General features: G+C 74.6%; 12 protein-coding genes. 7 read left to right on the top strand and 5 right to left on the bottom strand.

Annotation, left to right across the window (positions count from 1 at the left end):
- Window positions 1-115: 115 nt before the first annotated feature.
- The gene (gene acnA, locus AIF0345_RS09225; protein ID WP_285295967.1) at window positions 116-2806 is read left to right on the top strand and encodes an aconitate hydratase AcnA; all 2691 of its coding nucleotides are present in this window, start codon (window positions 116-118) and stop codon (window positions 2804-2806) included.
- Between the two features lie 269 nt (window positions 2807-3075).
- Here acnA and AIF0345_RS09220 read toward each other — a convergent pair whose 3' ends face one another.
- Together AIF0345_RS09220 and AIF0345_RS09215 are read right to left on the bottom strand one after the other, a co-directional pair.
- Window positions 3076-3666 carry a YbaK/EbsC family protein gene (locus tag AIF0345_RS09220; protein WP_285295966.1) on the bottom strand — a complete coding sequence of 197 codons (591 nt, stop codon included), beginning with the start codon at window positions 3664-3666 and terminating at the stop codon, window positions 3076-3078.
- Between the two features lie 99 nt (window positions 3667-3765).
- The gene (locus tag AIF0345_RS09215) at window positions 3766-4416 is read right to left on the bottom strand and encodes a GNAT family N-acetyltransferase (RefSeq protein ID WP_043558073.1); all 651 of its coding nucleotides are present in this window, start codon (window positions 4414-4416) and stop codon (window positions 3766-3768) included.
- A 242-nt stretch (window positions 4417-4658) separates the two neighbouring features.
- Between AIF0345_RS09215 and AIF0345_RS09210 the strand changes: the two genes are divergently transcribed.
- Both AIF0345_RS09210 and AIF0345_RS09205 read left to right on the top strand, forming a co-directional pair.
- On the top strand, window positions 4659-6098 hold the full coding sequence (locus AIF0345_RS09210) for a dihydrolipoyl dehydrogenase family protein (protein WP_052374431.1): 1440 nt from the start codon (window positions 4659-4661) through the stop codon (window positions 6096-6098).
- A 215-nt stretch (window positions 6099-6313) separates the two neighbouring features.
- On the top strand, window positions 6314-6772 hold the full coding sequence (locus tag AIF0345_RS09205; RefSeq protein WP_043558070.1) for a tRNA (cytidine(34)-2'-O)-methyltransferase: 459 nt from the start codon (window positions 6314-6316) through the stop codon (window positions 6770-6772).
- 47 nt (window positions 6773-6819) lie between these two features.
- Here the strand turns inward: AIF0345_RS09205 and AIF0345_RS09200 are convergent, their stop codons facing one another.
- Window positions 6820-7599 (bottom strand): SDR family oxidoreductase, encoded by a 780-nt coding sequence (locus AIF0345_RS09200; RefSeq protein ID WP_043558068.1) that lies wholly within the window; start codon window positions 7597-7599, stop codon window positions 6820-6822.
- Window positions 7596-8171 (bottom strand): YbhB/YbcL family Raf kinase inhibitor-like protein, encoded by a 576-nt coding sequence (locus tag AIF0345_RS09195; RefSeq protein ID WP_043558480.1) that lies wholly within the window; start codon window positions 8169-8171, stop codon window positions 7596-7598. Before AIF0345_RS09195 ends, AIF0345_RS09200 begins: the two co-directional genes overlap by 4 nt.
- Before the next feature lie 203 nt (window positions 8172-8374).
- Here AIF0345_RS09195 and AIF0345_RS09190 point away from each other — a divergent pair, with 203 nt between their 5' ends.
- From AIF0345_RS09190 to AIF0345_RS09175, 4 genes are all read left to right on the top strand, one after another.
- A complete protein-coding gene (locus AIF0345_RS09190) occupies window positions 8375-9223 on the top strand; it encodes a hypothetical protein (protein ID WP_285295964.1) in 849 nt (282 codons plus the stop codon).
- A complete protein-coding gene (locus AIF0345_RS09185) occupies window positions 9220-10884 on the top strand; it encodes a Y-family DNA polymerase (RefSeq protein ID WP_268916333.1) in 1665 nt (554 codons plus the stop codon). The genes AIF0345_RS09190 and AIF0345_RS09185 overlap by 4 nt, the downstream gene beginning before the upstream one ends.
- A gap of 251 nt (window positions 10885-11135) precedes the next feature.
- Window positions 11136-11837: a SatD family protein gene (locus AIF0345_RS09180; protein WP_285297922.1), complete on the top strand. Its 702-nt coding sequence runs from the start codon at window positions 11136-11138 to the stop codon at window positions 11835-11837.
- On the top strand, window positions 11834-12544 hold the full coding sequence (locus tag AIF0345_RS09175) for a hypothetical protein (protein WP_043558058.1): 711 nt from the start codon (window positions 11834-11836) through the stop codon (window positions 12542-12544). The genes AIF0345_RS09180 and AIF0345_RS09175 overlap by 4 nt, the downstream gene beginning before the upstream one ends.
- Before the next feature lie 200 nt (window positions 12545-12744).
- On the opposite strand, the gene AIF0345_RS09170 is transcribed toward AIF0345_RS09175, so the two are convergent.
- Window positions 12745-14223, bottom strand: a complete 1479-nt coding sequence (locus AIF0345_RS09170) for an amino acid permease (protein ID WP_268916332.1) — start codon at window positions 14221-14223, stop codon at window positions 12745-12747.
- Between the last annotated feature and the right edge of the window lie 29 nt (window positions 14224-14252).

Raw genomic sequence — 14252 nt, 5'->3', positions numbered from 1 at the left:
CGGGCGCCAGAAGCGCCATGTTGACGCGAGATAACGCGGTGGCGGATACGGTGTGCGCCGTAACCGTCGCGCATCCCCAGTAAGACGACGGGAGCCGCAGAACAGGAGTGACGTCTTGGCCAGTATCGACACCTTCGACTCGCGCGCCACCCTCGACGTGGACGGCCGCTCCTACGAGATCTTCCGCCTGGACGCCGTCCCCGGCCTGGAGCGCCTGCCCTACAGCCTCAAGGTCCTGGCCGAGAACCTGCTGCGCACCGAGGACGGGGCCAACGTCACCGCCGACCACGTGAGGGCGCTGGCGGCCTGGGACCCCGCGGCCGAGCCGGACACGGAGATCCAGTTCACCCCCGCCCGCGTCATTATGCAGGACTTCACCGGGGTGCCCTGCATCGTGGACCTGGCCACCATGCGCGAGGCCGTGGCGGACCTGGGGGGCGACCCCGAGAGGATCAACCCCCTGGCCCCCGCCGAGATGGTCATCGACCACTCCGTCCAGATCGACTCCTTCGGCCTGTCCTCCTCCCTGGAGCGCAACAAGGAGCTGGAGTACCGGCGCAACGCCGAGCGCTACCAGTTCCTGCGCTGGGGCCAGGGCGCCTTCTCCAACTTCCGGGTGGTGCCGCCCGGCACAGGTATCGTCCACCAGGTCAATATCGAGTACCTGGCCCGCACCGTGTTCACCAGGCAGGTCGCCGGGCCCGGCGGGACGGTCGTCACCCAGGCCTACCCGGACACCTGCGTGGGCACCGACTCCCACACGACCACGGTCAACGGCATGGGCGTGCTGGGCTGGGGCGTGGGCGGCATCGAGGCCGAGGCGGCCATGCTGGGCCAGAGCGTGTCCATGCTCATCCCGCGCGTGGTCGGCTTCAAGCTCACCGGCTCCATCCCGGCCGGCGCCACCGCCACCGACGTCGTGCTCACCATCACCCAGATGCTGCGCGCCCACGGGGCGGTGGGCAAGTTCGTCGAGTTCTACGGGGAGGGCGTGGCCGCCGTGCCGCTGGCCAACCGCGCCACCATCGGCAACATGAGCCCCGAGTTCGGCTCCACCGCCGCCATCTTCCCCATCGACGACGTCACCGTGGACTACCTGCGCCTGACCGGCCGGGACGAGGAGCGGATCGCCCTGGTCGAGGCCTACGCCAGGGCCCAGGGGCTGTGGCACGACCCGGCCCGCGAGCCGGTCTACTCCGAGTACCTGGAGCTGGACCTCGCCACGGTCGTGCCCTCCATCGCCGGCCCCAAGCGCCCCCAGGACCGCATCGAGCTCTCCCGCGCCAGGGAGGCCTTCGAGGCCGCCCTGCCCGCCTACGCCGCCGAGGCATCCAGGCCCACCCCGGTCACCCTGGCCGACGGCACCGATACCGTCCTCGACCACGGGCACGTGGCCATCGCCTCGATCACCTCGTGCACCAACACCTCCAACCCGTCGGTCATGGTGGCCGCCGGCCTCCTGGCCCGCAACGCCGTCGCCAGGGGGCTGCGGAGCAAGCCGTGGGTCAAGACCTCCACGGCCCCCGGCAGCCAGGTGGTCACCGACTACTACGCCAAGGCGGGGCTGTGGCCCGCCCTCGACGAGCTCGGCTTCAACGTCGTCGGCTACGGCTGCGCCACCTGCATCGGCAACTCCGGGCCGCTGCCCGCCGAGGTCTCGGCGGTCGTCAACGACGCCGACCTGGCGGTCGTCTCGGTGCTCAGCGGCAACCGCAACTTCGAGGGGCGCATCAACCCCGACGTCAAGATGAACTACCTGGCCTCCCCGCCGCTGGTCATCGCCTACGCCCTGGCCGGCACCATGGACTTCGACTTCGACACCCAGCCGCTCGGGCGCGACGCCCAGGGCCGCGACGTCTTCCTGGCCGACATCTGGCCCGACCCCGCCGAGGTGCAGGCCACCATCGACGCCACCGTCGACCGGGACATGTTCGTGTCCGACTACGCCGACGTCTTCGCCGGGGACGAGCGCTGGCGGGGCCTGCCCACCCCCGAGGGCAAGACCTTCGCCTGGGACGAGGAGTCCACCTACGTGCGCAAGGCCCCCTTCTTCGACGGTCTCACCATGGAGCTCACCCCCGTGACGGACATCGCCGGCGCCCGCGTGCTGGCGCTGCTGGGCGACTCGGTGACCACCGACCACATCTCCCCGGCCGGCGCCATCAAGGCCGACTCCCCGGCCGGCCGGTACCTGGCCGACCACGGGGTGGCCCGCCGCGACTTCAACTCCTACGGCTCGCGCCGCGGCAACCACGAGGTCATGATCCGCGGCACCTTCGCCAACATCCGGCTGCGCAACCAGCTCCTCGACGGCGTGGAGGGCGGATACACCCGCAACTTCCTCACCGGCGGGCAGGAGTCGATCTTCGACGCCTCCCGGGCCTACCGGGCGGCCGGCGTCCCGCTGGTGGTGCTCGGCGGCAAGGAGTACGGGTCCGGCTCCTCGCGCGACTGGGCCGCCAAGGGCACCGCCCTGCTGGGCGTGCGCGCCGTCATCACCGAGTCCTTCGAGCGCATCCACCGCTCCAACCTCATCGGCATGGGGGTCGCCCCCCTGCAGTTCCCGGCCGGCGAGTCGGCGGCGAGCCTGGGCCTGGACGGCACCGAGACCTTCTCCATCACGGGCCTGACGGCCCTCAACGACGGCGTCACGCCGCGCACGGTCGCGGTCGAGGCGGTCAGGCCCGATGGGAGCGCGGTCTCCTTCGACGCCGTCGTGCGCATCGACACCCCCGGGGAGGCCGACTACTTCCGCAACGGCGGCATCCTGCAGTACGTGCTGCGCCAGCTGGCCGTCAGGGGCTGAGCGGGGCGCGGACGGGCCGGGAGGCGGCGGGCGGGACGGATAGCGCGCTTCGACCCGTGTCTCCGCCGACGGCGCTGGCGGATGCGGTGGCCGGGAACATCTGTTTGGAGGCGGCGCGGGTCGGAGTCGCGCGGATCCCGCCGGCTGGACGCCTTCGCCGCCTCCGTGGGCTGCGCGCGCCCTGCTCGCATCGCGCGAGGAGGCGCGGCATGCCGAAGAACACATGCCCAGGGGCCAGTCGTTGCCGAGGGGGCGGGGTGCGCCCCGGGTCAGGCCGGGGTGACGCCGAGCCCCCGGATCACCTCCGCGCCGGGCAGCGCCGCCAGCAGCGCCCCGGGCACGAGGAGCTTGGAGCGGCGCACGCCGGAGCCGATGAGCACCGTGGCGCGCGCCGCGACCCCGGCGTCGATAAGGAGCCGCCAGGCGGCGGGCACGCCCACCGGCGTGATGCCGCCGTACTCCATGCCGCTCATCTCCACGGCCCGCTCCACCGGCAGGAAGGAGGCCTTGTGGACGTCGATGAGCCTCTTCACCACGTGGTTGACGTCGGCGAAGTCAGTCGCGCGCACGACGCAGGCGGCGACCCGCTGCTCGCCGGCGCGCTTGCCCGCCACCAGGACGCAGTTGCCGGTGGCCGCGGGATCCAGGCGGTAGCGCTCGTTGAGAGCACCGGTGTCGGAGTACCGCGGGTCGATCTGAACCACCTGGGCCCGGCGGGCCAGCCGCGCGCCCTCGGAGGAGCCTCCCAGCGCCTTCAGGGCCGCGGCCACCGGGTGGGCGAGCAGGTCGGTGCGCTCCAGCGCCGGCTGCCAGCCGGTCTCCTCGGCGAGGACCTCGGCGGGATCGAGCAGCTCACTCATCATGCATCCTTCCGACGACGCGGCCGGTGGCGCGGGCCGGCCGCCGGCGTGACGGGCAGGAGTCTATGGGGCCGGGACGACGACAGCGCGCCGGTCCGCTCAGCGGGCGCGGGCCAGGCGCCGGGCGACGCGCTCCTCCAGATGGGCCCTCACCCGGGGCCAGTCGTCCGCCGTCACGCAGAACATGGCCGTGTCGCGCACGCGCCCCTCCTCGCCGGGCGCCAGGGAGGGCTGCCAGGCGTGCAGAACGGCCTCGAAGCGGGCGCCGGTGCCGGCGATGGCGCGCCGGGCGACGTCGTTGCGGGCGTCGGTCTTGATGTCGAGGCGGTCCACGCCCCAGTCCTCGAAGGCCCGGGTCATGAGCAGGAGCTTGGCGGCCGGGTTGACCGCCGTGCCGCGGGCGGCGGGGGACAGCCACGAGGAGCCGACCTCGACGGCGAAGAGCCGCCCGCCCGGCATCCACCGCGGCGTCAGGTAGGCGGTGTGCCCGACGACGCGGCCGGTGGCGGCCTCGACCTGCGCGAAAGGCGCGTAGGAGCCGGCCTGGCGGCGCGCGATCGAGCCGGTCACGTAGGCCGCAACGTCCTCGGGGGCGGGCACGGTCGCGAAGGCGCTCGTCCCCGCGCCGACGGCGGCCTCGCGCAGCCCGGGCACGTGCCCGGGCTCCAGGGGCTCGAGCCGGACGACGTCGCCGGTCAGCGGGCCCGACGACAGGGCGGGCGCTGAGCCCGGGGCTGCTGCGGGGGTCATGGGGAGATCCTCGCACCAATGGCGCCGGTGTCCGGGGTGCATCTTGACGCGCACGGTGCGTGACGGCGCGAGCGACCGGGAGTCAATAAAGACCACATGCGCGCGGGAGCGGAAAGATAAGCGGATGGAATAGAAGTCGGTCGCGGCCTGTTCGCCCTGCCGACAGCGGCCGCCCGGCCGTCCGTCCAGTGCCGGCCGACACCGAGTCCGCCGGCCGCAGCCCTGCGTGAGGAGACGCATCCATGACCCACACCATCACAACCGGCTTCACCGGCAGCGCGCCGACCGAGGACGTCGACCTGCTCGTCGTCGGCGGGGGCAAGGCGGGAAAGTCCCTGGCCATGCTGCGCGCCAAGAAGGGCGACCGCGTCGTCATGGTCGAGCGCGACAAGGTCGGCGGCACCTGCATCAACGTGGCCTGCATCCCCACCAAGACCCTCATCTCCGCCGCCCGCGTCCTGAGAGAGGTCCAGGGCTCGGCCGCCCACGGCGTCGCCCTGCCCGAGAGCGACGGCGGCGCCCCCGCCCTGGGGCGGGCCCGCATCGACCTGGCCGCCCTGCGGGCGCGCAAGGAGGGCGTCGTGGGCGCCATGGTGGCCGCCCACGAGACGATGTTCCCCGCCTCCGGCATGGACTTCGTCAAGGGCACGGCCCGCTTCGTCGCCGAGCGCACCGTGGAGATCGCCCTGGCCGACGGCACCGCCCGGCGCGTGCGCGGCGCCAAGGTGCTCATCAACACCGGCACCACGCCGTCCCTCCCCCCGATTGAGGGGCTGGCCGACGTGCCCCGCTGGACCAGCGAGGACCTGCTGGCCCTGCCCGGGCTGCCCGACCGCCTGGTGGTGCTCGGCGGCGGGGTCATCGGCGTCGAGATGGCCTCGCTCATGGGGCTGCTCGGCGTCCCGGTCACGCTCCTGCACGCGGGCGAGCACATCCTGGACCGCGAGGACGACGATGTCGCCGCCGAGGTCGCCGCCGGCCTGGAGGCCCTCGGCGTCACGATCCTCACCGGAGCCCGCGCCGCGCGGGTGGGCGCCGGCGAGGACGGAGGCGTCGTCGTGACCGCCCGGGACGGTCGCGAGGCGGCCGGCTCCCACCTGCTCGTCGCCCTGGGGCGCACCCCCGTGACCGCGGGCCTCGGCCTGGAGGCCGCCGGGGTGGAGACCACCGAGCGCGGCTTTATCAAGGTGGACGACCACCTGCGCACCAGCGCCGAGGGCGTCTACGCCGCCGGCGACGTGGCCGGGAGCCCGCAGTTCACCCACGCCTCCTGGAACGACTTCCGCGTCCTGCGCGACCTGCTGGCGGGCGAGGAGGCCTCCACCTCCGGGCGCCTGATCCCCTGGGCCGTGTTCACCACCCCCGAGCTCGGGCACGTCGGGCTCACCGAGGCGCAGGCCCGCGCGGCCGGCCACAGCATCCGCATCGCCAAGACCCCCACAGCCGCGGTGCCGCGAGCCAAGACTCTGGGACGAACCGAGGGCTTCTACAAGATCGTGATCGACGCCGACACCGACGAGATCCTCGGCGCCGCCATTATCGGCGCCGAGGCCAGTGAGGTCGTCACCAGCGTGCAGATGGCGATGCTGGGCGGCCTGACCTGGCGCCAGGTGCGCGACGCCGTCATCACCCACCCCACCATGGGCGAGGGCCTCAACATCGTCCTGGACTCCCTGGGCTGAGGCGACCGGCGGAGGGCCTCGACTCCTCCGAGTCCCGTGCGGCACGACGGGCGAGGCACCGGGGAAGGCAGCCAGGGACCGGGCCCGTGCGGCGCGGGCGGCCCCGGACGCGCCGCACGGGGCCGCCCGGCGCGCTCGGAGACCCCCGCGCGTCCGCTGATGGGCGCCGCCCGCTGAGCGCCTCCGCGGGCGGCGCGCGGTGGCAGGATGTGCCTGTGCTGCACGTCATCTTCTTCTCCCCCCGGATCCCCGGCAACACCGGGGCCGCCATCCGCCTGAGCGCCAACACCGGCTCGATGCTGCACCTGGTCGACCCCCTGTTCGACATGGACGACGCCAAGCTGCGCCGCGCCGGCCTGGACTACCACGACCTGGCCAGCACCCGCGTCCACGCCGACTTCGAGGAGTGCCTGGAGCAGGTGCCCGGGCGCGTACTCGCCTTCACCTCCCGCGCCGAGCGCCTCTACACCGACGTCAGCTGGCGCGGCGACGACGCCCTCCTGCTCGGGCCCGAGCCCACCGGCCTGCCCGAGGGGGTCATGTCCCACCCCCGCGTCACCGAGCGGGTCCGCATCCCCATGGTCGAGGGCAGCCGCTCCCTGAACCTGGCGAACTCCGCCGCCGTCGGCCTGTACGAGGCGTGGCGCGCACTCGGCTTCCCCGGCGCCCGCTGAAAGGCTCCGAGGAGCGCGAGGGGGAGCCGCGGCGGGAGGGCCCCGGGCTAGAGCATGTCCGCGGGCCTGATCGACAGGTCCTCGACCACCGCGTCGATCGGCGTGTCCACCGCCAGCCGGACCGCGGCCGCCACCGACGTCGTCGCCATGTGGTCCGCCGCCCGGTAGCGGCGGGACGCCGACCCCTCGGCGCGCAGACGACGGGCCCTGTCCCGCTGAAGGCGCTTCTGCATGGGCGTGTCCACCCGTCCGGGGTAGATCGACGTCACCCGCACCCGGCTGCGCTCCTCCTCGCGCAGCGCGTCCGCCAGCGCCTTGAGCCCGGCCTTCGCCGCGCAGTACAGCGCCTGCCGCGGCCAGGTCCGCAGCCCCGAGCCGGAGTTGATCATCACGACCAGCCCGCGCGTCTCGCGCAGCGCGGGCAGCAGCAGGCCGGTCAGGTGGGCGACGGCGACCAGGTCCAGGTCCAGCACGCTGCGCCACCGCGCGGGGGAGAGCTCCTCCAGGGTGCCGGAGGCCTCGACGCCCGCGGAGTTGACCAGAACGTCGAGCTGGGTGAGGTTGAGCTCGCCGACGGCGACGGCCAGCGCCTCGTCGTCGGTGAGATCCACGGCGCAGGTGCGCACCCGCGCGCCGGTCTCCTCCCCCAGGACCGAGGCGAGCTCGTCCAGATCCGTGGTCGTGCGCGCCAGGAGGACGAGGTCGTGGTCGGCGGCGAGGTCCCGCGCCACCGCCAGCCCGATGCCCGAGGTTGCGCCGGTGATCAGTGCCACAGGGCGGCGCTGGTGCCGGCCGGACTCATTGCGGGCGACGCCAGCAGGGCTCACTGGGACTCCTGCAGGAAGGGCGCCGCGCCGGGGGCGCCGGGCAGCGAGTAGGTCGCGGTGAGCGTGGCGCGGGCGATGCTGTGCGCCGCGCAGTGGAAGGCGACCGCCGCCGCGGTGGCCTCGTCGTCCAGGCCCAGGGTGTCCACGTCCAGGGCGTGCACGGCGAAGACGTAGCGGTGGTCGCCGTCTCCCCCGGGCGGGTAGGGGCCGAACCAGGCGTGCGAGCCCGAGTCATTGGCGGCGTGGAAGGCGGCGCCCTCGAGCCGGAGGTCGGACTCTCCCACCCCCCGGGGCAGGGAGGTGACCGAGGCGTCGAGGTCCTGCACCGTCCAGTGCCACCACCCCGAGGGCGTCGGGGCGTCGGGGTCGAAGCAGGACACGACGAAGGAGCGCGTGGCCTGCGGGAAGCCCGACCAGTGCAGCTCGGGGGAGATGTTCTCGCCAGGCGCGGTGAAACGATCCGCGATGCGCTCGCCCTCGGCGATGTCCTCGGACTCCAGCGTGAAGGCCGGCAGGGGCGGCAGCAGATCGTAGGGGAAGGGCGGACGCGGACGTGTCAGGTCGGTACTCACAGCGGACCTCCGGTGTCTGTTCAGGATCGTGATGGGGCACGAGAAGTAGAGCATGGTCACTCTATCCGCCGCACCTGGCAGGAACCCGAGAGTCCCCGGAGAGACCCGCGCCCGGGCTGCGTGTCGGAGGGCGGCGCTATCCTTGCCCATGAGTCGAACGCGCGTTCGAGTGCGCTCGAGAGCAGGAACCAGGAGGAGCTGCCATGCAGGCACCGCAGACGCCGCGGACGCCGCGGACGCCGCAGGCACCGCGGACGCCGGCCGCCGGCCGGCTCGCCGCGGCCCGCGCCGCCCTGAGGCGCGCCGAGCAGCGCACCGGCCTGGCGGACCAGGTCTCCCGGGGCGTCCGGCGCACCATGGTCCGGGCCCGCGCGCTCCGTCAGGAGGACGCCCGGTCGGACCCCTGGCCCGCTGCGATCGCGGATGCGCCGGGGGCGCTCAGCATTACCGGCTCGACGAGCGTCCTGCTGGCCGCCGCCGCCCACCGGCAGGGGCCTCACGGCTGGTGCGCCGTCGTCGGCGCCGAGGGCATCGGCTGGTGCGCCGCCGCGGAGAGCGGGCTCGCCCTCGACCGCGTCCTGGCCGTCTCGGCCTCCGACGTCGACTCCCGCACCCTCCTCGCCGTCGTCGAGGCCCTTCTCGACGGCGTCGACGTCCTTCTCGTCTCCCCGCGGTGCTCCGCCGCCCTGCGCGCCCGGGACCGCCGCCACCTGACCGCCCGCGCCCGCGAGCGCGGCGCCCTCCTCCTCGCCCCGACCCCCTGGGAGGGGGCGCGGGTCCTGGACGCCGTGCCGCAGACGGGTCCGCCGCCGGGCGGGCCCGGCGCCGTCGTCGCCCTGCACCCCCGCTGTCGGGCCGCCGACCCGGCCCTCCCGGGGCGGCCCGCCAGCGAGATGCCCGAAGGCTACCTGCACCGCCTCGCCTGGTCGCTGCGGGACCCCGCCGGAGCGGGCTCCTTCCAGCTCCTCCTCGACGCCGCGGGGGCCGGTCCGCGGGCCGCGGGCGCGGAGCCCCGCCCCGGGCCCGCCGTCGTGTCCGGGCGGGGCGCATGACTCCCCGGGCCCCGCGCCTTGTCGCCGTCTGGGTCCCCGACTGGCCCGTCGTCGCCCTCGCCCTCGAGGCGCGCGGGCGTCGGCGGGCTCCGGCAGACCGGGCTCGGGAGGCGGCCCCGGACCCGGCCCTGGCCCCTGTCGCCGTCGTCGGCGGACGCGGCGTGGTCGCCGCCTCCGCGCCCGCGCGCGCCGCCGGCGTCGCCACCGGGATGCGCCTGCGGGTCGCCCGCGCCCTGTGCCCCGGCCTCGTCGCGGTCCCCTCCCGCCCCGGCCACGAGGCCCGCGGCTTCGAGGCCGTCATGGAGGCCCTGGGCTCCCTGCTGGCCGATCCGCTCGTCGCCCGGCCCGGCCTGGCCCTGTCCGGCGCCCGCGGCCCCGCCTCCTGGGCCGGGGGCGAGGAGGCGCTCGCCGCGGCCCTCGTCGAGGCCGTGGCCGAGGCGCCGGGGGCGGAGTGCCAGGTCGGAATCGCCGACTCGCTGCTCGGGGCGGTGCTCGCGGCGCACGAGGGGATCATCGTCCCCGCCGGGCGGGCGCCCGCCTTCCTGTCCCCCTGGCCTCTGGAGGCCGTCCTGGCGGCCCTGCCCACGCACCGGCTGCGCCACGAGGCGCGCGGGCTGCTGGAGATCCTCGCGCGTCTGGGCCTGCGCAGCCTCGGGGACCTGGCGGCCCTGCCGGCTCGCGACGTCGCCGCCCGCTTCGGGGCGGCGGGGGAGCGGCTGCACGGCCTCGCATCCGGCGCCTCCTGGCGGGTGCCGGAGACGCGGCGGCCGGAGGCCGAGCTCACCGTGGAGGCTCCCCTGGACCCGCCCGTCTCGCGGGCGGATGCCGCCGCCTTCGCCGCGCGCGCGGCGGCCGAGGACCTCGCGGCCCGGCTCGCGGCGCACGGCCTGGCCCCGGGACGGCTGCTCGTGGAGGCCCGCTGCGAGGACGGCACCGGCCTCGCCCGCTCCTGGATGCTCCGGGCCGTCCCCACCCCCGCCGAGCTGACCGACCGGGTGCGCTGGCAGCTGGAGGGGTGGCTGTCGGGGCGCGCGGGGCGTCCGCCCGCCGCTCCGCTGGAGCACCTGCGCCTGAGCGCCCTCGAGCCGGCCCCCGAGGGGGCCGGCCGGGCCGGCCTGTGGACCGCGCCCGGGGAGCAGGGGGAGAGGCGCGCCCACCGGGCGGCCGAGCGCGTCGAGTCGCTCCTGGGCGCCGGCGCGCTCCAGGTGCCCGGTCTCGCGGCCGGACGCGACCCGCGCTCGCGCTCGCGGCCGGCCCTCTGGGGGGAGCGGGCGCCGTCGGCCGCGGGCGCCACCGGGACCGGCGCGCCCTGGGCGGGGTCGCTGCCTGCGCCGTCCCCGTCGGTCGTGCCGGAGCGTCCCGCCCCCGCCGTGCTGGTGGACGCCGAGGGCCGGGACGTCCTCGTCGACCGGCAGGGGCAGCTCGAGGGCGTGCCCGCGCGCCTGGAGGTGGACCGGCCCCAGGACGGCGGCTGGGGCGGCGGCCGGTGGGAGGGGCACCGGCGGGTCGTGTCATGGGCCGGACCCTGGCCCGTTGACGAGGGCTGGTGGCGCCCCGAGGGGGCGTCGCGCCGGGCCTACCTCCAGGTGGTCGCGGATCCCGGCCCGCCGCTGCTGCTCGTGCGCGCGGGGCGCTGGTGGCTCGACGCGGTCTACGACTGAGGTGAGGCAGAGGCCCGGGCGGCGCGGGCCCCGGCGAGGCCCCGGTGCGGAGGAGGCCGAGGGTATCCCGGGTGCGCCAGGCGGCGGGAACGGGCAGGTGCGCGGGGCAGCCGGACGGCGGCGGCAGGTGCGTCGGCCATAGCAGTCTCCGCCTTCTACCCGCTGGAATACAAGTATATGACTTGTTAAAGAGGCGGTGTTGGTCAAATTTAATACTTGTATTTGCTGGGTTATGAGGAATATTCTTGAGTATGCTCATCCGTTATGCCGTCATCGCCGACATCGTGGGCTCGCGTGCTCTGCCCGACCGCGTTCAGGCCCAGCGGACCTTCACCGACGTCCTCGTCCGCGCCGGTGAAGGGCTCAACCTGCCTCGGAGCCCGTACGCGACTGTCGGCGATGAGTTCCAGGCGGTCGCGGACAGCCTCGGCGCGGCCCTCACCCTCACCCTGCGCACCCAGCTGCTCCTCCCCGGGGTCCTGTCGCTGCGCTTCGGCGTGGGCGCGGGCGAGGCCCGGGACGTGGGCGCTAACGACGGCGCCCCCGTTCAGGACGGCCCCGCCTGGTGGCTGGCGCGGGAGGCCATCGACTGCGCGCACGCCGCCCAGGACGCGGGGCTCGGCTTCGTGCGCACCCGGGTGCGCCTGGGCGCTGGGGCCCCCGAGGGCCCGGCAGGGCCCGCGGCCTGCGAGAACGTCCGGGAGCACGAGCGGGTCACCAATGCGATGCTCACGCTCAGGGACCAGGCCGTTCAGCGCATGCGCGAGCGGCCGCGCCGACTGATGGGGCGCCTTCTCATGGGGGCCACGCAGGTGGAGGCGGCCGGTGCCGAGGGCGTCACCCAGTCGGCCGTCTCGGCGCTGGTGCGGGGCACGGGCGCGGGGCTGCTCGAGGCGCAGGCCCTGCTCGCCGCGGTGACGGACGACAGGCGCGGAAGGAGGGTCCTACGGTGACTGCTGCTCTGGTTCTTCTGCTCGGCGTCACGGCTGCTCTCTTCCCCGCGGGCGGCCGTCCCGCCGCCTGGCGCGGCGCCGGCGGTCGGCTGGGGGTCGCGCAGGTCGTCGTCCTGGTCCTCGGGGCGCTGCTCGGCGCTCCCGTCCTCGGCCTGCCGTGGTGGCAGGCCGCCGCCGCGGCGGGGCTGGCCGGCCTGTGGACCGCCGCGACCCGGCTGGCCCCCGCTCCTCGCGCGACTCTCTGGCGCTGGGGCGCGGCAATCGCGGTGATCGCCCTGTGCGCGGTGCTTCAGGGTGAGCCGCAGGCCGCGGCGGGCCGCGCCGCCCGGCTGTGCCAGGGCGCAGGCTGCCTCCTCCTGCTGACGACGCCGGCCAACCGCGCCGTCACCGACCTGCTGGCCATCGCCCGCGGGCGGGTGCGGCCTGACGGCGAGACGCGACCCGGCCGGGACGGCGAGACGCGGCCCGACTGGGCGCCCCTGCGCGGCGGGCGGTGGATCGGGCCGCTGGAGCGGCTCCTCCTGCTCCTGCTCGCCTCCATGGGCGTACACGCCGCCGTTGCCGCAGTCATCGCCGCTAAGGGCGTCATCCGCTTCCCTGAGATCAGCAGGGACGAGCGCGGCGACAAGGCCGAGGAGTTCCTCATCGGGTCCCTCGCCTCGTGGGCCCTCGCCGTGCTGGCCGCCATGCTCCTGACCCGCCCCTGAGCACGCTGAGATGATCGAAGTCTGGGGTCTGTGGCCTCTTCCCTCGTGGAGATCGGTTCGAGGCGGGCCGGCGCCGACGTCGGGCGGGGCCTCGACATCGACTGCGAGGGTATGTTCACGTTCCGACGCGCCCCGCCCGGAACCAGCCATCTGAGGCTCCCGGCGGCTCTCGGCGTCGCCGGTCCTCTCCCCGGAGCCTCTCAGCCCCGTCCGAGGTCCGCCGTCGCCGGATCCACCTTCGGGGCCCGCGTGGCCAGCTTGTGGCCCCACCACAGGGCGAAAAACACCGGCACGCCCACGTAGGACATGAGGATGCCGCCCAGCGGCTCCCCGGAGGTCGCCGGCTCGTAGGCCTGACCCACGATGATCGCCGCACAGGCGACCAGGGCGACGACGGCGCCAGCGGGGAAGAGGCTCGCCCGGTACGGCAGCTCATCCAGGCTCCTCCCCTGGGCGCGCATGGCCATGCGGAACTTCCAGTGGCACCAGGAGATCCCCGCCCAGGTGATGAAGCCCGCCAGGGCCGAGACCGTCAGCAGCAGCTCGTATGCCCGCCCGTCGCCCACCAGGGACGTCAGGAAGCCGGCCAGGCCCACGAGGGTGGTGGCCAGCAGGGCGTTGAGCGGCACCTGGTGGCGGCTCAGCCGGGTGAGGAAGCGCGGGGCGTGGCCGCGCTCGGCCAGGGCGAAGAGCATGCGGGTCGAGGAGTACAGGCCCGAGGTCCCCGCCGAGAGCACCGAGGTGAGGATGACGGCGTTCATGAGGCTGGCCGCGCCCAGCACGCCGGCGCGTTCGAAGATCAGCGTGAAGGGGCTGATCGAGACGTTCTCCTCCGAGGTGTTGAGCAGGTTCGGGTCGGTGTAGGGGATGAGGAAGCCGATGACGGCGATCGCCCCGATGTAGAACAGCAGGATGCGCCAGAAGATCGTGCGGATCGCCCGGGGGATCGTGACCTCCGGGTGCTCGGCCTCGCCGGCGGCGGTGCCGATGAGCTCGGTGCCCTGGAAGGAGTAGCCGGCCACCAGGAGCACCAGCAGGACCCCCTTGCCGCCGCCCACGAAGGGCGCCTCGCCCCCCGTCCAGTTGCTGGTGCCCGGAGACGTCCCCAGGATCCCGACGATCATGATCACGCCCAGCGCGAGGAAGACGATCACCGTCATGACCTTGATGGCTGCGAACCAGAACTCGCTCTCGCCGTAGGCGCGCGTGGACAGCGCGTTGATGCCGAACAGGATGAGCAGGAACAGGCCCGACCACACGATCGAGGGCACCTCCGGCAGCCAGTACTTCATCACCAGCGCCGCCGCCACCAGCTCGGCCGCCACCGTGATCGCCCAGTTGAACCAGTAGTTCCAGCCGATGGCGAATCCGAAGGACGGCGAGACGAAGCGGGTCCCGTACTCGCCGAAGGAGCCGGCCACCGGCAGGTAGGCCGCCATCTCGCCCAGCGACTGCATAATGAGCCACACCATAACGCCGATGGCCGCGTAGGCCACCAGCGCGCCGCCGGGGCCGGCCGTGGAGATCGTGGCGCCCGAGGCCACGAACAGGCCGGTGCCGATCGCCCCGCCGATGGAGATCATCGTCAGGTGGCGGCTGCGCAACGAGCGGCGCAGGCCCTCGTCGGAGGCGGGGCTCGGGGGCGCGGGACGGTCCTTCTGAGCAGTTGATGTGGTCATGATGCGTTCCGGGATCGGGGGCAAGGGCT

It is taken from the genome of Actinomyces israelii (genome assembly GCF_030253495.1).
GTDB classification, from domain to species: domain Bacteria; phylum Actinomycetota; class Actinomycetes; order Actinomycetales; family Actinomycetaceae; genus Actinomyces; species Actinomyces israelii.
Note: the sequence above shows the minus strand (reverse complement) of the source record. Positions and strands in the feature narration are given on the sequence as shown.